The organism is Mesorhizobium ciceri biovar biserrulae WSM1271 (assembly GCF_000185905.1).
GTDB classification, from domain to species: Bacteria; Pseudomonadota; Alphaproteobacteria; order Rhizobiales; family Rhizobiaceae; genus Mesorhizobium; species Mesorhizobium ciceri.
On record NC_014923.1, the window covers coordinates 539,725 to 557,424 of the forward strand.

The window sequence follows — 17,700 nt, forward strand, 5'->3', positions numbered from 1 at the left end:
CTGACCGCCACATATTGGTACTTTAGGAGCTCGCTGGCGGCGGGAGGATTGCGCTCGATCTGAAGATTGCAGCAACAAGATCCGAACAGCCGCCATACCTGGCGGCTTTTTTGTTTTCAGCCGGCAGGTTCCCTCTAAATCAAAGAGGAGCATGATGTCGTCCGAAAACCGCTTCACACTTTTCGGCATCATGCTCTCGACAGGAGCAGAAAGCCGTGTTGACCACCACAGACGACCTCCGGGTCAAGGAAATCCGAGAACTGAGCACACCGGACGAGGTGATGCGGGAGATACCGCGCACTTTGACGGCGACGCGCACCGTCAGCGCATCGCGCAACGCAACCCATGCCATCTTGAACGGGACCGACGACCGGCTGCTCGTCATCGTCGGCCCGTGTTCGATCCACGATCCGGTCGCGGCCGTCGACTACGCCAGCCGTCTGGCGGCGCTGCGCGAGAGCCTGTCGGACCGGCTGGAGATCGTGATGCGGGTCTATTTCGAAAAGCCGCGCACGACGGTCGGCTGGAAAGGCCTCATCAACGATCCCGACCTCGACGGCAGCTTCAACATCGACAAGGGGCTGCGGATGGCACGCAATGTGCTGTCGGCCGTCAACAATCTCGGCCTGCCGGCGGCGACCGAATTCCTCGACATGACCACCCCGCAATACATTGCCGACCTCGTCGCCTGGGGCGCGATCGGCGCGCGCACGACCGAGAGCCAGATCCACCGCGAACTGGCCTCGGGCCTCTCCTGCCCGGTCGGCTTCAAGAACGGCACCGACGGCAATCTGCGCATAGCCGCCGAGGCGGTGAAATCCGCCGCGCAGCCGCATCATTTCATGGCGGTGACCAAGGGCGGGCGCAGCGGCATCGCCACGACCACGGGCAATGAGGACTGCCACGTTATCCTGCGCGGCGGCGTTCAGCCGAACTATGACACGGCGAGCGTCGAAGCCGCCGCTGTGGAACTCGCCCGCATCGGCGTTGCGCCCCGTCTGATGATCGACGTCAGCCACGCCAACTCGGCCAAGAAGCCCGAGAACCAGCCCAAGGTGGCGGCAGATGTCGCCGGCCAGGTCGCGGCAGGCGACGAGCGCATCATCGGCCTGATGATCGAGAGCAATCTCGTCGCCGGCCGGCAGGACGTGGTGCCGGGCAAGCCGCTGGTCTATGGCCAGAGCATCACCGATGGCTGCATCGACTGGGCGACCACCGAGACCGTGCTGCACGGCCTTGCCGGCGCCGTCGAGTGGCGCCGCTCGGCACGCCGCGCCATGATCGACAACCGGCAGGGAGCTGCCTGACAGGACATAGGGGAGTGGGCGGCGGTGACGGGATTACGCCGCCCTTAACCCTTCCCATGCCGTGAACACCGACACGGCAAAGAGCAGCAGTCCGGCCGCCCGGCCGGCAAAAATGGTCGCCCGCGGATTGGCGATCAGAAGGTTGCGGCTGCGGCCGGCGGTGATCGCCAGCCCGCCATAGATCGCAGCCTGCGTCACCACGGTCAGCAGCCCCATGACCGTCGCCTGCATCCAGATCGGACCGTAGTCCGGTTTCAGGAACTGCGGGTAGACGGCAAGCACGAACAGGTATGCCTTCGGGTTGATCAGGCAGGTCACAAACCCCTGGCGAAACGCCTTCCATGCGGAACGGCTGCCGGCAGGCCCCTCCTGACCGACGATGATGGAACTGCGCATCAGCGTGATGCCTATGAAGGCCATGTAGGCGGCGCCGGCAAGCAGCAGCGGCTTGAACAGGATCGGCACGAAATGCATCAGCAGGCCGACGCCGATGGCGCCGTTCAGCGTATGCACCATGCCGCCGACCATGATGCCGCCGGTCGCGGCGAGACCCCTGTCGCGTCCGCCGGTCAGTGCATTGGCAAGCACGAAGAGCATATCCATGCCCGGAACGGCGATGATGCCGAACAGCAGGATAAAGAAAAGCCAGAGGTTTGCCGCGTAGTCCATGTCAGTTGCCTATCGCCTCGCCCGGCCAAGCCGCAGCGGAACCTGTTGATTTTCAATCCGATAGGCGCTCCTATAGGTCAGCCCAACTGACGATGGTGTGTCAGTTGGGCGCGCAACCTGGGGTAAAAAATGCGCAAGGCGTCGCGCCTGTTCGAGATCATCCAGATCGTGCGGCTGGCGCGGCAGCCGGTGACGGCAGCGACGATCGCCGAGCGGCTGGAGGTGACGGTGCGCTCGATCTATCGCGACATCGCAGCGCTGCAGGCGATGCGCGTTCCGATCGAGGGCGGACGCGGCATCGGCTACATCCTGCGTCCCGGCTTCGACCTGCCGCCGCTGATGTTCTCGATCGAGGAGATGGAGGCGATCGTCCTGTCGCTGGCGCTGCTGGAGCGCACCGGCGACAGCGAGCTCAAGCAGGCGGCCAAGCGCGTCAGCGCCAAGATCGCCGGCGCGGTGCCGCCGCCCTTGCGCCAGGTATTCGACGCCAATGCGCTGCATGCGTGGGGGTTCGCCGCGCCTTCGACCGGCGCGATCGACCTTGCGCTGGTGCGACGCGCCATCCGCGACGAGGAGAAGCTCGACCTCTCCTATCGAGACGAAATGGGCCGCGCCTCCGAGCGCCTCATCCGCCCGATCGCGCTGATCTACTACGCCGAAACCGCCAACATCGTCGCCTGGTGCGAGCTGCGCCAGGCGATCCGCAATTTCCGCAGCGACCGGATCGCGGATTGCCAGGCGACCGGGTTACGCTTCAAGGGCGACGGCGACCGCTTGCGGCAGGTCTGGGTGAATGGATGGGAGACGAACGTCGCTGCCACGGTCGTCTGAGCGGGCTTATATCACCGTACGTCCACCCAGCGCTTTTCCTCGAACGAGCGCGCCATCGCGTGCACCGTGCGCTCGATCTCCAGCCCTTCGGCAAACTCGATGAGCCGCGCCGGCTTGCCTTCAAGCCGCGTCAGCAATTCGTGGCACTCGATGATCTTGAGATCGTTGAAGCCGAGGCCATGGCCCGGCGCCGGCACGAAGAGGTCATAGGGCTTGTGGTGCGGCGCCACCAGGATGGTGCGGTAGCCCTGTTCGGTCGGCCGGTCTGATGTGAGATAGAGCTGGAATTCGTTCGATCGTTCCTGGTCGAACAGGATCGACCCTTTAGAGCCGAAGATCTGCACGGCGATGCGGCCCTTGCGGCCCCAGGCCGAGCGGTTGACCAGCAGCGTGCCGGCAATGCCGTTTTCCAGATGCATCAGCACGCTGGCGATGTCGTAGGTCTCCACCGCGCGACGACCGCCACTGGCCAGCTTGCGATCGGCATAGGGTTTAGCCATGTCGCAGATGACACTGGCGACGCGGCCGAACAGGGCCGAGACCAGAGACAGCGGATGCACGGCGAAATCGTCGAGCGCGCCATAGCCGGAAGCTGCTTCGTGCTTCCAGAAGAACAGCGCTTCGGGGTCGGCCATGAAGTCCTCGTCCATCTCGATGCGCAGATGGTTGACCTCGCCGATGATCTTCTCTTCCAGCAGCGCGCCGATATGGCGGATGGCCGGGCTCTGGATGTAGTTGTAGCCGAGGGCCGCGACCTTGCCGGACTTTTTCGCCGCGGCCGCCATCGCCTCGGCCTCGGCAAAGCTCGGCGCCATCGGCTTTTCGCACCACAGATGCTTGCCTGCTTCGAGGATGGCGACGGCCATTTCCGGGTGGAACTGGTTGGGCGTGGTCAGCGAGACGATGTCGACTTCGGGATCGTTGACGACGGCGCGCCAGTCGCCCGACGCCTTGGCGAAACCGAACTCGCCGGCCTTGCGCCGGGCAAGCTCTTCATTGACCTCGCCGAGATGGACCAGCCGTGGCTTGGCCACGTCGGGAAAGACAGCGCTGACGGCACTCCATGCGATGGCGTGACACTTGCCCATGAAACCCGTACCGATGAGACCGACGCCGACCATTTTCCGTTTCTCCACTGCTTGAAGCGCTGCGTGGATGAATTAGTCCATTTTCTCCTGAAATGGAATGTCTGCCTCATTTTTTATGGTGTTCTTGCGCAGGCTCGCTATGATGAGGCACAGAGGACGCTTCACGCATGAGCCTGGACAGAGCGACGATGGACGAACGGGTACCTCGCGATTTCGAGACGCTGCGCACCACCATCCTGGAGCGACGCGAAAGCCTGCCGAAGCGCATCGCCCAGATCGCTGCCCATGCGCTCGACAATCCAGACGATATCGCTTTCGGCACCGCCGCCAGCATCGCCGCTTCGGCCGGCGTGCAGCCTTCGACCCTGATCCGATTTGCCCAGCAGCTTGGCTTCGATGGTTTCACCAGCCTGCAGCAGGTGTTTCGCGAACGGCTGCGCGAGCGCAACTCATCCTATGACGAAAGGCTGCAGGCGCTGCGCGTCAAGGCTGAGGGAGGCGCCGGCCACCGGGCGATCTTCGACGGCTTCGTCGCCGCCGCCTCGACCTCGCTCAACGACATTTCGCGCACGCTGGACGAAGCGCATCTGGAAGACGCTATTTCCCTGCTGGCAAAGGCGGAAACCATCTATGTGCTGGCCAAGCGCCGCTCCTATCCGGTGGCGTCCTACATCGCCTATGCACTGGGCAAGCTGAAGATCCGCAACCAGCTGATCGAATCGGCGGCCGGGCTGAATGCCGAGATGATCGGCTTCGCCACGCCGGCGGATGCCGTCATCGCCATCTCCTTCTCGCCCTACGCGCCGGCCACCATCGAGGAGGCGCGCAGCATCTCGGAACAGGGCGTGCCGATCGTCGCCATCACCGACAGCTCGTTTTCGCCGCTCGCCCAGTTCGCCAAGGTCTGGTTCGAGGTTGCCGAGGCGGATTTCGCCGGCTTCCGGTCGCTGTCGGCGACGATGGCGCTGGCCATGGCGCTGACCGTCGGCGTCGGCGAGAAGCGGCGCGACACGGGCAGGAAGCGCAAGGCCTGATCCACCGCCGAAAAGGTACTTTTCACCGAAGGAATACTCATTCCATATTGACTATCGATTGGAATTATTATTTCATATTCCCGGCGCCACGCTGCCGCTCGCGCGTGTACCCCAACACAACAAGGCCGACGGGAGGTTCCAATGAGCGAAGCCGTGGACGCTGAATACGCGCCGCTCGACGTCATCACCATCGGTCGCGCTTCCGTCGACCTTTACGGCCAGCAGATCGGCTCGCGGCTGGAGGACATCACCTCCTTCGCCAAGTCGGTCGGCGGCTGCCCGGCCAACATCTCGGTCGGCACCGCCAGGCTCGGCCTGCGCTCGGCGCTGCTCACCCGCGTCGGCGACGAGCAGATGGGCCGCTTCATCCGCGAGCAGCTGACGCGTGAAGGCGTCAATGTCGACGGGCTCAAGATCGACAAGGAGCGGCTAACCGCACTGGTGCTGCTGTCGGTCGAGGACGAAGGCGTCTCGCCGATGATCTTCTATCGCTCGGACTGCGCCGACATGGCGCTGGCGTCGGAAGACATCGATGAGGCCTTCATCGCCTCGGCGCGCTCGATCGTCGTCACCGGCACGCATTTTTCCAGGCCCAACAGCGATGCCGCGCAGCGCAAGGCGATCCGCATCATGAAGGCCAAGGGCGGCAAGGTGGTGTTCGACATCGACTACCGGCCGAACCTGTGGGGTCTCGCCGGCCATGCCGAAGGGTTCGAGCGCTATGTGAAATCGGACCGCGTCTCGGCCCAGCTGAAGACGGTGCTGCCCGACTGCGACCTCATCGTCGGCACCGAGGAAGAGATCATGATCGCGTCGGGCGCCGATGATTGCCTGAGCGCCTTGAAGACTATCCGCTCGCTGTCGTCCGCCACCATCGTCCTGAAGCGCGGCGCGATGGGCTGCATCGTCTATGACGGACCGATCAGCGACGATCTCGAGGACGGCGTCGTCGGCAAGGGGTTTCCGATCGAGATCTACAATGTGCTCGGCGCCGGCGACGCCTTCATGTCGGGCTTCCTGCGCGGCTGGCTGGGTGGCGAAGACCATGCGACGGCGGCGACCTGGGCCAATGCCTGCGGCGCCTTCGCCGTGTCGCGGCTGCTCTGCGCGCCGGAATATCCGACCTTCGAGGAGCTGCGGTTCTTCCTCAAGAACGGCAGCAGGCATCTGGCGTTGCGCAAGGACGAGGCGATCAACCACATCCATTGGGCAACGACGCGCCGGCGCGACATTCCCTCGATGATGGCGCTCGCCTGCGACCACCGCGTGCAGCTCGAGGATGTGGCGGCGAAGGCCGGTGCCGATCCCGCACGCATCCAGGATTTCAAGGTGCTGGCGGTCAAGGCGGCGGCGAAGGTTGCCGCCGGCCGCGACGGCTACGGCATGCTGATCGACGAGAAACACGGCCGCAAGGCGATGTTCGAATTCGCCAGGCATTCCTTCGCCTGGCTCGGGCGGCCGGTGGAGCTGCCGGGTTCGCGGCCGCTGCGCTTCGAATTCTCGCAGGACATCGGCTCGCAGCTCACCGAGTGGCCGGTCGACCATTGCATCAAATGCCTGTGCTTCTATCATCCCGACGATCCGGCGGCGCTCAAGGACGAACAGCAGCAGAAGTTGCGCGCGCTGTTCGAAGCGGCGCGGAAGGTCGGCAGGGAACTTCTCATCGAGATCATTGCCGGCAAGCATGGCAAGCTCGACGACACGACGATCCCGCGCGCGCTGGAGGAACTCTATGCGCTCGGCATCAAGCCGGACTGGTGGAAGCTCGAGCCGCAGGCGTCGAGCGGCGCCTGGGCGAAGATCGAGGCCGTGATCCTGAAGCACGACCCCTGGTGCCGCGGCGTCGTGCTGCTGGGCCTGGAAGCGCCGCAGGACGAGCTGGAAGCGGCGTTCGCCGCCACCGCCAAGGCACCCATCGTCAAGGGTTTTGCCGTCGGCCGCACCATCTTCGTCCATGCGGCCGAACAATGGCTGGCCGGCAGGATGTCGGATGACGAGGCGATCGCCGACATGGCGCAGCGCTTCGAACAGTTGACGGATGCGTGGCTTGCCGCGCGCGGCCGCAAGGCGGCATAAGAAGGCGCGGAATAGGACTGCGGAGGAAAACACCATGAGCAAGACAATCCGCCTGACGATGGCGCAGGCGCTGACCCGCTTCCTGTCGCGCCAGATGACTGAGATCGACGGTAGCAAAGTCCCGATCTTCGGCGGCGTCTGGGCGATCTTCGGCCACGGCAATGTCGCCGGCATCGGCGAGGCGCTCTATCAGGTGCGCGACGAACTGCCGACCTTTCGCGCCCACAACGAACAGGCGATGGCGCATGCGGCAATCGCCTACGCCAAGGCCAATTTCCGCCGCCGCTTCATGGCCGCGACCTCTTCGATCGGCCCCGGCGCGCTCAACATGGTGACGGCGGCGGCGCTCGCCCATGTAAACAGGTTGCCCGTCCTGTTTTTGCCAGGCGATGTCTTCGCCAACCGCATCCCCGACCCGGTGCTGCAGCAGGCCGAGGATTTTTCCGACGGCACGGCGACGGTCAACGACTGCTTCCGTCCGGTTTCGCGCTATTTCGACCGCATCACCCGGCCGGAGCAGATCATTCCTGCGCTGAGCCGTGCCATGGCCGTGCTGACCGATCCGGCCGAATGCGGCCCGGTGACGCTGTCGCTCTGCCAGGACGTCCAGGCCGAGGCCTATGACTATCCCGAGAGTTTTTTCGCGGAGCGGGTCTGGCACCAGCGCCGGCCGCGCCCGGATCGCCAGGAACTGGCGGCCGCGGTCGCCGCGCTCAAGGGTGCAAAAAAGCCGTTGGTGATCGCCGGCGGTGGCGTCCTCTATTCGCAGGCGTCGGACGAACTGGCGAAATTCGCCGAGAGCGGCGGCATCCCGGTCTGTGAGACGCAAGGCGGCAAATCCTCGCTGCCGGACAACCACCCGCTCAACATGGCGGCGGTCGGCGTCACCGGCACTTCTGCCGCCAACCGGCTGGCTGAGGAAGCCGATGTCGTGCTGGCCATCGGCACGCGCCTGCAGGATTTCACCACCGGTTCGTGGGCGCTGTTCAAGAATTCGGGCAAGACCATCATCGGACTCAACGTGCAGCCCTTCGATGCCGGCAAGCACCGCGCCCTGCCGCTGGTGGCCGATGCGGCCGAGGGCCTGGCGGAACTCGGTGCTGCGCTGAAGGACTGGAAGGCGCCGGCAAGCTGGACCGACAATGCGTCCTCCGGCAAGAAGGCCTGGGCGGTCGAGGCGGCCAAGGTGACGGCGTCGACCAATGCCGCCTATCCGTCCGATGCGCAGGTGATCGGCGCGGTGCAGCGCGCCATGGGCTCCGGTGTGACGCTGCTGAATGCCTCCGGCGGGTTGCCGGGCGAATTGCACAAGCTTTGGCAGGCGGGCGCGCCCGGCTCGTACCATGGCGAATACGGCTTCTCGACCATGGGCTATGAGATTGCCGGCGGGCTCGGCGCCAAGATGGCGAAGCCCGGCGAGGAGATCGTCGTCATGATCGGCGACGGCTCCTACCTGATGATGAATTCGGAGATCGCCACCTCGGTGATGCTCGGCCTCAAGCTGACCATCGTGCTGCTCGACAACCGCGGTTACGGCTGCATCAACCGGCTGCAGATGGCGACCGGCGGCGCCAACTTCAACAATCTGCTGAAGGACTCGCGCCACGAGGTTCTGCCCGACATCGACTTCGCCGCGCATGCGGCGAGCATGGGGGCGATTGCCGAGAAAGTGCCGTCGATCGCCGGGCTGGAAAACGCGCTGGCACAAGCCAGGAAGAATACGCGCACCACGGTGCTCGTCATCGACACCGACCCCCTGGTTTCCACCGATGCCGGCGGTCACTGGTGGGATGTGGCGGTGCCGGAAGTGTCAGTGCGGCCGCAGGTCAACGCGGCGCGCAAGGCGTATGACGAAAAGCGGCAGATGCAGACCATCGGCGATTGATAGAGGCGCCGAAGCTCCTCCTTCTCGCTGTCTCTACACGGGGAGAAGATGCCGGCAGGCAGATGAGGGGCGGCGCCAACGAGCAAGAAACTGTTTTAGGACCGGAGTGACGACTTGAAAGCCAAACTGGGCATGTCCCCCATTGCGTGGTGGAACGACGATCTTGCGGAGCTCAGCGATGACGTGTCGCTGGAAGAATGTCTGCGCCAGTCGCGCTCGGCCGGCTTCACCGGCATGGAGATGGGCCGGCGTTTTCCCAATGACCCCGAAATCATGCTGCCGATCCTGAAGGCCGCCGACGTCACGCTGTGCGGCGGCTGGTTCTCGGGCACGCTGGTCGATGGGGAGATGGCCGACAACAAGGATCGCATCCAGCCGATGATCGACCTGTTCAAGGCGGTGAACGCGCCTTGCATCGTCTATGGCGAGGTTGGCCGTTCGATCCAGGGCGACCGCTCGAAGCCGCTGGCCACCAAGCCGAAGCTGTCGGACGACGAGATGAAAGCCTATGCGAAGCGCCTGACCGAATTTGGCGAATGGTGCGCAGAACAAGGCATGCCGCTGTCCTACCACCACCACATGGCGGCGGTGGTCGAGACCGAGCCGGAACTCGATGCCTTCATGCGCTATTCCGGAGCCGGCATTCCGCTGCTGCTCGATGCAGGCCATCTGGCATTCGCCGGCGGTAACGTGCTGCGCGCCATCGACAACCATCATACCCGGATCAGCCATGTGCATGTGAAGGACGTCCGCATGGGGGTGATCGAAAAGCTCGATCGCACGAAACAATCCTTCCTCGACGCGGTGGCGCTCGGCGCCTTCACCGTGCCGGGCGACGGTTCGCTGGACTTCGGCGCCATCGTGCAGCGCTTCGCCAACCATGGCTATGAGGGCTGGTTCGTGGTCGAGGCCGAGCAGGACCCGAAGAAGAACCCGCCGCTCAGGATGGCGCAAGTGGGCTACAAGGAATTGATGCGCGTCATGACGGCGGCCGGATACACGGTCGAGACGCAAGGCTTTCCAAATGTCTAGTTTCCCAATGGCTGGTGCGACGGGTTCCCGGCGAGGCCGATTGCTGTAGATTGGCCCGATGAAAGATTCCGAACACCCCTTCTTTCGGCCTTTGTGGCGGCGTGTCGCCGTCGTCGCGGTCTGCGTCATCTGGTCGATCATCGAGTTCGCCACCGGCACGCCGTTCTGGGGCATGATCGCGCTCGGCTTCGCCGGCTACGCCGTCTGGCAGTTTTTTTATCTCTACAAGCCTGCTGACGAGGCGAGGCCTCCGGTCGGGCCCGAGCCTAAGAAGTGACTGATCGCATGCGTCGGCGGTTAGCTTCCAGTGCTTCTAACTTCGTCATCCTAGGGTCTCCGCGACGGAGCTTCGCTCCTGCTAGGCCCTAGGATGACGAAGTTGAGAGGCTTCGGCCGATCTCGAAGATTTCGATAGGAGAGACAAAAATGTCGAAGCTGCTCGTCAAAGCCGACAAGGGCCACGGTCGCGTCGCCCATGTGACGCCGAAAAGCGCCGGCTGGACCTATGTCGGTTTCGACCTGCATCGGCTGAAGCCCGGCGAGAGCGCCTCCGGCAAGACGGAGGATCGCGAAGTCTGCCTGGTGTTCGTCACCGGCAAGGGCAAGGCTTCAGCCGGCGGCAAGGAGCTCGGCCTGCTCGGCGAGCGCATGTCGCCCTTCGAGGGCAAGCCGTGGTCGGTCTACGTGCCTGAGGGTTCGGACTGGTCGGTGACCGCGGACACCGAACTGGAGCTCGCGGTCTGCTCGGCGCCGGGCCTTGGCGGCGGCCTGCCGGTTCGCGTCATCGGACCGGACGATCTCGGCCAGGAGGTGCGCGGCAAGGGCACCAACACGCGCTATGTCACTAACATATTGCCGGAGGGCAAGCCGGCCGATTCGCTGCTGGTGGTCGAGGTCATCACGCCCGGGGGGCATACGTCGAGCTATCCGCCGCACAAGCACGACCAGGACAATCTGCCCGCTGAATCCTACCTCGAGGAAACTTACTATCACCGCCTCAACCCGCCGCAGGGCTTTGCCTTCCAGCGCGTCTACACCGACGCCGACAAGAACGGCCATCGCGCGCTCGACGAAGCAATGGCGATCGAGGATGGCGATGTCGTGCTGGTACCCAGGGGTTATCACCCCTGCGCCGCCTGCCATGGCTACGACCTCTATTATCTCAACGTCATGGCAGGACCGAAGCGGACGTGGAAGTTCCACAATGCGCCCGAGCATGAATGGCTGATGAAGGCCTGATCGGTCGCTGCGTGAGCACTCGCCCCCTGGTCCAGCACGAAAAAATCGTCGGCTAATGACCCCGCCGCAGCGTTTTGTTACCTGAAAGCCAGCAAGGCTTCGTCAATTCGTCATGGAAATCACCTATGGCAGCGAAGCTGACAAGGACTTTCCATGCGCTACGCCCTCTATTTCACTCCCCGGCAGGACGAGCCACTGGCGCGGATCGCCGCCGACTGGCTGGGCCGCGACCCGTTTGGCGCCGCCACGAGGCCGGTCGAAGCGGTGGCCGACCTGTCGGCGGCGGAAGTCGCTTTCCACACCGCTTCGGCGCGCCGCTATGGTTTCCATGCGACGCTGAAAGCACCGTTCCGCCTGGCTGCCAACGAGACGGAAGTCTCGCTGCGCGCCGCACTCGACCATTTTGCCGAGGTGACGCCGGTGGTGACCATCCCCCGTCTCGTGGTCAGCCAGATCGACGGCTTCTTCGCACTGGTACCGGAAGGGCCAGTGCCTGCGCTCAACCGGTTCGCCGATGACGTGGTGCGCGACTTCGACCGGTTTCGCGCACCGCTGAGCGAGGCGGAAATCGAGCGGCGCAGCCCGGATTCGCTGAAGCCGGCCGAGTTCCGCAATCTCTGCCAATGGGGCTACCCCTATGTCTTCGAAACCTTTCGCTTCCATATGACGCTCTCCGGCCGGGCGGGGTCACAGGAGAGCCCGCGTTTGCGCGCAGCGATCGACAGCCTGTTCGCGGAAGTGCTGCAACAGAAGGTGCTGGTGGATGCGCTGACCTTGTTTGTCGAAACCGAACCGGGTGCGCCGTTCATGGTGCTCTCGCATCACGCGCTCGGGCGCCGCCCGGCCAGAAAAACCGCCTGAAGGACTGCCTGAAATGACCGCCGAGACTGTTCTCCACAATGCCCGCATCGTGCTTGCCGACGAGATCGTCGAAGGTTCGCTGGTGCTGCGCGACGGCTTTATCGCCGGCATCGAAGCCGGCGCAAGCTCTGGTTCTAGTCGCACCGGCGAGGATATGGGCGGCGACTATATTATTCCTGGGCTGGTCGAGTTGCACACCGACCATCTCGAAGGCCATTACGCGCCGCGGCCCAAGGTGCGCTGGAATCCGATCGCCGCCGTGCTCGCCCATGACGCGCAGGTGGCAACCGCCGGCATCACCACCGTGCTGGATGCCTTGCGCGTCGGTATGGACGAAGACGCCGACCTGACATCGGCCGACATCCGCAAGCTGGCCGACGCGATCGAGGACAGTGTGAAGCAGGACCGTCTGCGCGCCGACCATTTCATCCACCTGCGCTGCGAGGTTTCGGCACCGGACTGCCTCAGGGCTTTCGCCAATTTCGACGGCGACGAGCGGGTTAAGCTGGCATCGCTGATGGACCATGCGCCAGGCCAGCGCCAGTTCGTCAATCTCGAAACCTATGCCTACTATTACCAGCGCAAGCTGAAGCTGACCGATCGCGACTTCAAGGTGTTCTGCGAAAAGCGGATGGCCGAATCGGCGCGCAATTCGGCGCCGAACCGGGCGGTGATCGCCGCCGCCTGCCAGGAGCGCGGCATCGTGCTGGCCAGCCACGACGACGCCACATCGGGCCATGTCGACGAAGCGATCGAGCAGGGCGTGCGGGTCGCCGAATTCCCGACCACGGAAGAGGCCGCCAGGGCCTCGAAAGAGGCCGGGATGGGTGTGCTGATGGGCGCGCCAAACGTTATGCGCGGCGCCTCGCATTCGGGCAATGTCTCGGCCCGTACGCTGGCCAGCGACGGCCTGCTCGACATCCTGTCGTCCGACTACATTCCCTTCAGCCTGATCCAGTCGGCGTTCTTCCTCGGCGATGTCGTCGAAGGCATTTCCCTGCCGCAGGCCGTCGCCATGGTCTCGAAGAACCCGGCCGATGCGGTTGGCCTGACCGACCGCGGCGTCATCGAGCAGGGCCGCCGCGCCGATCTGGTGCGGGTGCGCGTCGACGACCATGTTCCGGTCGTGCGCACCGTCTGGCGGCAGGGACGCCGGGTGGCATGATGGTGTCGGCACTGATCGAGCGGGAACTTTCGGCCGAGACGTTTCCGATCCGCGATGGCGTTTTCGTCGCCGTCGTCGGCCCAAGCGGCGCCGGCAAGGACACGGTGATCGGCTACGCCCGCAACCATTTTGCCGACGAAACGCGGCTGGAGTTCGTCCGCCGGGTCATCACCAGGCCGAGCGATGCCGCAAGCGAGGATCACGACACGCTGGCCGACGCTGCCTTCGCCGAAGCCGAAGCCGATGGCGCCTTCGCCATTTCCTGGGAAGCACACGGCTTGCGCTACGGCATCCCCGCCGATGTCGACTGGTCTGTCGCCAATGGCCGTGTCGCTGTCGCCAATGTGTCGCGCGCGATCATCCCCTCCTTGCGCGAACGCTATGCCAACCTGGCCGTCGTCGAGATCACTGCCTCGCCTGAAGTGCTGGCCGAGCGTCTGGCGATGCGCGGCCGGGAGTCCCGCGGCGAAGTGCTGGCGCGGCTGGCACGCAGCGCCAATGTCACTCTGTCCGGGCCCGGCGTCACCTCGATCGACAACAGCGGCCCGCGCGAAGCCGCCGGCGAACGCTTCGCCGAGGTGCTGCGCAAGGCGATGGCCTTTTCCGACATGTCGGGCCTGATCTAGGCTAGCTATTCCGCAGCCTGGCCCGCCACGCCCTTGCGGGTGGCGTCGACCATCAGCCGCCGTTCCCGGAACACGCCCCATTGCTGGTCGACCAGCACGCCGATGAGGATGACGCCGCCCATCACCGCGAAGTTGAGCGAGGACGGGATGCCGAGCAGGTTGACGAGATTCTGCAGCTCCTGCAGCAGCACCGTGCCGAGGATGACGCCGATCAGCGAGCCTTCGCCGCCGCGCAACGAGAAGCCGCCGAGCACGGCGGCGGCGATGGCGTAGAGCTCGTAGAACTGGCCGTGGCTGGCCGGCGAGATCGAGCGCGTGTACATGGCGAAATAGATCGCCGACAGCGCCGTCAGCACACCGCAGATGACATAGGCGGCGATGACGACACGGCCGGTGCGGATGCCCGAATATTTCGCCGCCTCCTCGTTCTTGCCGATGGCGTAGAGATAGCGGCCGAACACCGAGCGGTGCAGCACCACCCACATGACGATCGAAATAACGATCAGCGCGATGAAACTGTTCGGCACGCCCCAGGAGCGGCCGGCGGTGAGGAATTCGAGCTCGGGAAAATTCTGGCCGAACGCAAAACCCGCCGTGCCGTCGGCAGTGTAGAAGCGGGCGACACCGCGGTAGATCAACAGGCCACACAAAGTGACGACGAAAGGCTGCAGCTTGAGCCTTGTGATCAGCCAGCCATGCACCAGGCCTATGACGGCGCCGAGGAACAGGATCAGCACGAAGGCCAGCGGCCAGCCCACCTCGCGCACGGCGATGAAGTCGATGAACAGCGTTCCAAGCAGCGCGACCACCGAGCCGACCGACAATTCGATGCCGCCGGTGATGATGACGAAGGCCTGGCCGATCGACAGGATGCCGAACAGGCCGATCAGGTTCGAGGTGTTGGCGAGGTTGATCGGCAACAGGAAGCGCGGATTGATGATCGCCACGATCGCCCCGACCACCAGGATCAGGATCAGCAGGCCGAGATCTTTCTTGCTCATCGTCGTCTCCCCAATGCCTGAGCAGATCGCGCTTGCGCGAGACCCCGGCAAAACTACTTCGGCTGCTTGCCCACCGCCAGCAGCAGCACGTTTTCCTGGCTGAACCGGTCCTTGTCGAGAATGCCGGAGATTTGGCCCTCATGCATGACGGCGATGCGGTCGGACACGCCGATCACCTCTTCCATGTCCGACGAGATCATCAACACGGCGACGCCGGCATCGGCCAATGCGCGCATCAGGCCATAGATTTCCGCCTTGGCGCCGATGTCGATGCCGCGCGTCGGCTCGTCGAGGATCATCACCTTGGGGTTCATGGCCAGCCATTTGCCGAGCACGACCTTCTGCTGATTGCCGCCCGACAGCGTGCCGGTGCGCGTCTGCACCGAAGGCGCCTTGATGCCGAGAGCTTTCTTCTGCTTCTCGGCGGTGGAGGTCTCGGCGCTTGAGGACACCAGGGAGCGGCGCGCATGCGCGGGCAAATTGGGCAGCGAAATGTTCTGAGCGATCGACAGGTCGAGCAGGATACCGGTGAGCTTGCGGTCTTCCGGAACCAGGAAGATGCCGTGCGCGACGGCGTCGGCCGCGGAAGCCAGCGCAAGCGGTTTGCCGTCGAGTTCCAGCGCGCCCCCGAGCTTCGAATCGATGCCGAAGAACACCCGCGCCAGCTCGGTGCGGCCGGAACCGACAAGACCGGCGAGGCCGAGGATTTCACCGCGCCTGACGTCGAGATCGACCGGGCGGCCGGGATAGGCAGGGGTGCGGATGGCCTTGGCCGCAAGTGCTACGGCGCCGGGCGCACGCGCCGCTTCCGAGGCCTTCTCGCGCTCCTTCAGCATGCGGCCGATCATCAGCTTGACCATCTGGTCATGGCCGATATCGCTCTTCGGCAAGGTGCCGGCCAGCATGCCGTCGCGCAGCACCACGACGCGGTCGGCGACGCGTTCGACCTCGTGCAGGCGGTGCGAAATGAAGATGACGCTGATGCCGTCGGCCTTCAGCGCCTTGATGACGTCGAGCAATTTGTCGGTCTCGGCGAGCGGCAGGCTGGATGTCGGCTCGTCGAGGATGACCAGCCGCGCCTCGATCGACAGCGCCTTGGCGATCTCGACCATCTGCTGCTGCGCCAGCGACAGGGTCGCAACCGGCGTGTCGGCGGAAAAATTGGCGCCGACGCGCTTCAAAAGCGGCGCCACCATGGTGCGCAGCTTGGCGCGGTCGACGAGCTTGAGCGGCCCGGCGCGCAACGGCTCGCGGCCGAAGAAGATGTTGGCGGCGACGTCCAGATTTTCGAACAGGTTGAGTTCCTGGTGGACGAAGGCGATGCCCGATCCCAGGCTGGCTTCGACGGAGAGCCTGTCATGCGCGGTGCCGTCGACGGTGATCGTGCCGCTGTCGGGCCTGGTGACGCCGCCGAGGATCTTCATCAACGTCGATTTGCCGGCGCCGTTTTCGCCGACAAGGCCGATGACCTCGCCCGGCCTGACCTCCATGGAGAAGCCGTCGAGCGCGACGACGCCCGGATAGGTCTTGCGCACGTTCTCAAGGCTGAGGAACGGGGCGGTCACGGATGCAGCAATGGATGTGTCGGAATAATTCATCATGCCTGACAGCGATTGGCGGGCCAATTTCTGAGCATGATCTCTGGACAAAACGGTTTCCCGTTTGTCCGAGAAAACCGGCTTCCACTTTTCGGGATCATGCTCTTGGCTTTTGGCAGACTGACGATCCTCGCGGTGTTCGTCAATGCGAGCAGCCGGCCCAAGCGACGTTGAGCCGGCTGAACTGCTTCAAGTCTTAGTTTCCGGCCATCGCCTTCAGATTGGCGGCGTAGGCGTCGACGTCATCCTTGCCGATGATCTTGGTCGGGATGATGATGAGGTTGCCTTCCGGGATGCCCGACTTGTCGCCCTTGAGATAGGCAGCCATCAGCTTCATGCCCTGATAGGCCCATTCGAAGGGCTGCTGCACGACGGTGGCGGCAATGGTGCCTTCCTTGACGCCGCCCAGCGTGATCGGATCGTCATCGAAGCCGACGACGGTGATCGAGCCGAGCTTGCCGGCATCGCGCAGCGCTTCATAGATGCGCGGCGTGTTGTAGGAGTAGAAGCCGACCATGCAGGTGACGTCGGGGCTGGCGACCAGCGCGTCCTCGACGTTCTTCTTGGCGCGCGCCTGGTCGATGTCGTCGCCGCGCACGTCGATCAGCTCGATCTTGGTGCCGGCCAGGCCGTCCTTCATGCCCTGGATGCGCTCCTTGGCATTGTCTGCGCCGAGCAGGCCGACGAAGCCGAGGCATTTGCCGCCATTGGGCATCGCCTTCTTGGCGATTTCGGCCGCCTGCTTGCCGGCATCGACGTTGGACGAGCCGATATAGGCGACGCGCTTGGTCTGCGGCGCGTCCGAGTCGGTGGTGAACAGCGCGGTTTCCGAGGCGATCTTGTTGAGGCCATCGGTCGAGGTCTTGGGATCGACGGCCGAGACCATGATGCCCTTGACGCCGGCGGTCACCAGATCGTCCATCAGCCGCTGCTGGATGGCGACCGAGGACTGTTCGGGATATTTGAGCTCGAGCGTATAGTCGGGCAGTTCGCCCTGCGCCTTCTTGACGCCGGCTTCGGCGGCCTTCCAGAAATCGGAAGCGCCGTTGACGACGAAGGCCAGCGTCGGCTTGTCGTCGGCGCGCGCGATTGCCGTGGCCGACAGGCCAAGCAGCAGCGCGGTCGCGGCTACGGATGCATTGCGTATCAAGGATTTCATGTTCAACCTCCCGTTTGGCTCAGTCGTTGGACCGGCCGATCTTGCACTGACCTGATTTGCCGTTTGCAGCGTGGACGCCCTCCTCCTCAAAGGGGTTCCCGGCATCGAAAGAATTGCGTCGTTCCAGCC

At 64.3% G+C, this 17,700-nt stretch carries 16 protein-coding genes; 11 read left to right on the forward strand and 5 right to left on the reverse strand.

The genetic code is table 11. The features are described 5' to 3' along the window. Positions 1-215: 215 nt before the first annotated feature. Positions 216-1,307 carry a 3-deoxy-7-phosphoheptulonate synthase gene (locus tag MESCI_RS02480; protein ID WP_013528366.1) on the forward strand — a complete coding sequence of 364 codons (1,092 nt, stop codon included), beginning with the start codon at positions 216-218 and terminating at the stop codon, positions 1,305-1,307. 33 nt (positions 1,308-1,340) lie between these two features. Here the strand turns inward: MESCI_RS02480 and MESCI_RS02485 are convergent, their stop codons facing one another. Then, positions 1,341-1,976, reverse strand: coding sequence for a LysE family translocator (locus MESCI_RS02485; RefSeq protein WP_013528367.1), 636 nt, complete (start codon positions 1,974-1,976; stop codon positions 1,341-1,343). A 129-nt stretch (positions 1,977-2,105) separates the two neighbouring features. On the opposite strand from MESCI_RS02485, the gene MESCI_RS02490 reads away from it, so the two are divergent. Further along, positions 2,106-2,807 carry a helix-turn-helix transcriptional regulator gene (locus MESCI_RS02490; protein WP_013528368.1) on the forward strand — a complete coding sequence of 234 codons (702 nt, stop codon included), beginning with the start codon at positions 2,106-2,108 and terminating at the stop codon, positions 2,805-2,807. An 11-nt stretch (positions 2,808-2,818) separates the two neighbouring features. On the opposite strand, the gene MESCI_RS02495 is transcribed toward MESCI_RS02490, so the two are convergent. Further along, positions 2,819-3,928: a Gfo/Idh/MocA family protein gene (locus MESCI_RS02495; RefSeq protein WP_013528369.1), complete on the reverse strand. Its 1,110-nt coding sequence runs from the start codon at positions 3,926-3,928 to the stop codon at positions 2,819-2,821. A gap of 155 nt (positions 3,929-4,083) precedes the next feature. Between MESCI_RS02495 and MESCI_RS02500 the strand changes: the two genes are divergently transcribed. The 9 genes from MESCI_RS02500 to phnN all read left to right on the forward strand — a co-directional run bounded on the left by MESCI_RS02500 (position 4,084) and on the right by phnN (position 13,813). After that, on the forward strand, positions 4,084-4,929 hold the full coding sequence (locus MESCI_RS02500; protein ID WP_024502014.1) for a MurR/RpiR family transcriptional regulator: 846 nt from the start codon (positions 4,084-4,086) through the stop codon (positions 4,927-4,929). A gap of 141 nt (positions 4,930-5,070) precedes the next feature. Continuing rightward, on the forward strand, positions 5,071-7,005 hold the full coding sequence (locus MESCI_RS02505) for a bifunctional 5-dehydro-2-deoxygluconokinase/5-dehydro-2-deoxyphosphogluconate aldolase (RefSeq protein WP_013528371.1): 1,935 nt from the start codon (positions 5,071-5,073) through the stop codon (positions 7,003-7,005). 34 nt (positions 7,006-7,039) lie between these two features. Next, positions 7,040-8,890 (forward strand): 3D-(3,5/4)-trihydroxycyclohexane-1,2-dione acylhydrolase (decyclizing), encoded by a 1,851-nt coding sequence (iolD, locus tag MESCI_RS02510; RefSeq protein ID WP_013528372.1) that lies wholly within the window; start codon positions 7,040-7,042, stop codon positions 8,888-8,890. A gap of 114 nt (positions 8,891-9,004) precedes the next feature. After that, positions 9,005-9,922 (forward strand): myo-inosose-2 dehydratase, encoded by a 918-nt coding sequence (iolE, locus tag MESCI_RS02515; protein WP_013528373.1) that lies wholly within the window; start codon positions 9,005-9,007, stop codon positions 9,920-9,922. 58 nt (positions 9,923-9,980) lie between these two features. Next, positions 9,981-10,199 (forward strand): hypothetical protein, encoded by a 219-nt coding sequence (locus tag MESCI_RS02520; RefSeq protein WP_013528374.1) that lies wholly within the window; start codon positions 9,981-9,983, stop codon positions 10,197-10,199. A gap of 149 nt (positions 10,200-10,348) precedes the next feature. Continuing rightward, positions 10,349-11,161, forward strand: coding sequence for a 5-deoxy-glucuronate isomerase (iolB, locus tag MESCI_RS02525; protein WP_013528375.1), 813 nt, complete (start codon positions 10,349-10,351; stop codon positions 11,159-11,161). Between the two features lie 153 nt (positions 11,162-11,314). Then, complete coding sequence (locus MESCI_RS02530; protein WP_013528376.1) at positions 11,315-12,022, forward strand: DUF1045 domain-containing protein; 708 nt, start codon at positions 11,315-11,317, stop codon at positions 12,020-12,022. A 13-nt stretch (positions 12,023-12,035) separates the two neighbouring features. Next, entirely contained in the window at positions 12,036-13,187 is a 1,152-nt protein-coding gene (locus tag MESCI_RS02535; RefSeq protein WP_013528377.1) for an alpha-D-ribose 1-methylphosphonate 5-triphosphate diphosphatase, read from the forward strand. Then, on the forward strand, positions 13,184-13,813 hold the full coding sequence (gene phnN, locus MESCI_RS02540; RefSeq protein ID WP_024502021.1) for a phosphonate metabolism protein/1,5-bisphosphokinase (PRPP-forming) PhnN: 630 nt from the start codon (positions 13,184-13,186) through the stop codon (positions 13,811-13,813). Before MESCI_RS02535 ends, phnN begins: the two co-directional genes overlap by 4 nt. A 5-nt stretch (positions 13,814-13,818) precedes the next feature. Here the strand turns inward: phnN and MESCI_RS02545 are convergent, their stop codons facing one another. The 3 genes from MESCI_RS02545 to MESCI_RS02555 form a co-directional block, all read right to left on the reverse strand. Then, entirely contained in the window at positions 13,819-14,814 is a 996-nt protein-coding gene (locus tag MESCI_RS02545) for an ABC transporter permease (protein WP_013528379.1), read from the reverse strand. Between the two features lie 53 nt (positions 14,815-14,867). Further along, positions 14,868-16,412, reverse strand: coding sequence for a sugar ABC transporter ATP-binding protein (locus tag MESCI_RS02550; protein ID WP_013528380.1), 1,545 nt, complete (start codon positions 16,410-16,412; stop codon positions 14,868-14,870). Positions 16,413-16,608: 196 nt separating this feature from the next. Further along, on the reverse strand, positions 16,609-17,571 hold the full coding sequence (locus tag MESCI_RS02555) for a sugar-binding protein (protein WP_013528381.1): 963 nt from the start codon (positions 17,569-17,571) through the stop codon (positions 16,609-16,611). Positions 17,572-17,700: the final 129 nt, after the last annotated feature.

Bases quoted from the DNA above. Each gene is read 5' to 3' on its own strand.
- MESCI_RS02485 (WP_013528367.1), bottom strand. From the start codon at position 1,976: ATGGACTACGCGGCAAACCTCTGGCTTTTCTTTATCCTGCTGTTCGGC.
- MESCI_RS02490 (WP_013528368.1), top strand. From the start codon at position 2,106: ATGCGCAAGGCGTCGCGCCTGTTCGAGATCATCCAGATCGTGCGGCTG.
- MESCI_RS02495 (WP_013528369.1), bottom strand. From the start codon at position 3,928: ATGGTCGGCGTCGGTCTCATCGGTACGGGTTTCATGGGCAAGTGTCAC.
- MESCI_RS02500 (WP_024502014.1), top strand. From the start codon at position 4,084: ATGGACGAACGGGTACCTCGCGATTTCGAGACGCTGCGCACCACCATC.
- MESCI_RS02505 (WP_013528371.1), top strand. From the start codon at position 5,071: ATGAGCGAAGCCGTGGACGCTGAATACGCGCCGCTCGACGTCATCACC.
- iolD (WP_013528372.1), top strand. From the start codon at position 7,040: ATGAGCAAGACAATCCGCCTGACGATGGCGCAGGCGCTGACCCGCTTC.
- MESCI_RS02520 (WP_013528374.1), top strand. From the start codon at position 9,981: ATGAAAGATTCCGAACACCCCTTCTTTCGGCCTTTGTGGCGGCGTGTC.
- iolB (WP_013528375.1), top strand. From the start codon at position 10,349: ATGTCGAAGCTGCTCGTCAAAGCCGACAAGGGCCACGGTCGCGTCGCC.
- MESCI_RS02530 (WP_013528376.1), top strand. From the start codon at position 11,315: ATGCGCTACGCCCTCTATTTCACTCCCCGGCAGGACGAGCCACTGGCG.
- MESCI_RS02535 (WP_013528377.1), top strand. From the start codon at position 12,036: ATGACCGCCGAGACTGTTCTCCACAATGCCCGCATCGTGCTTGCCGAC.
- phnN (WP_024502021.1), top strand. From the start codon at position 13,184: ATGATGGTGTCGGCACTGATCGAGCGGGAACTTTCGGCCGAGACGTTT.
- MESCI_RS02545 (WP_013528379.1), bottom strand. From the start codon at position 14,814: ATGAGCAAGAAAGATCTCGGCCTGCTGATCCTGATCCTGGTGGTCGGG.
- MESCI_RS02550 (WP_013528380.1), bottom strand. From the start codon at position 16,412: ATGAATTATTCCGACACATCCATTGCTGCATCCGTGACCGCCCCGTTC.
- MESCI_RS02555 (WP_013528381.1), bottom strand. From the start codon at position 17,571: ATGAAATCCTTGATACGCAATGCATCCGTAGCCGCGACCGCGCTGCTG.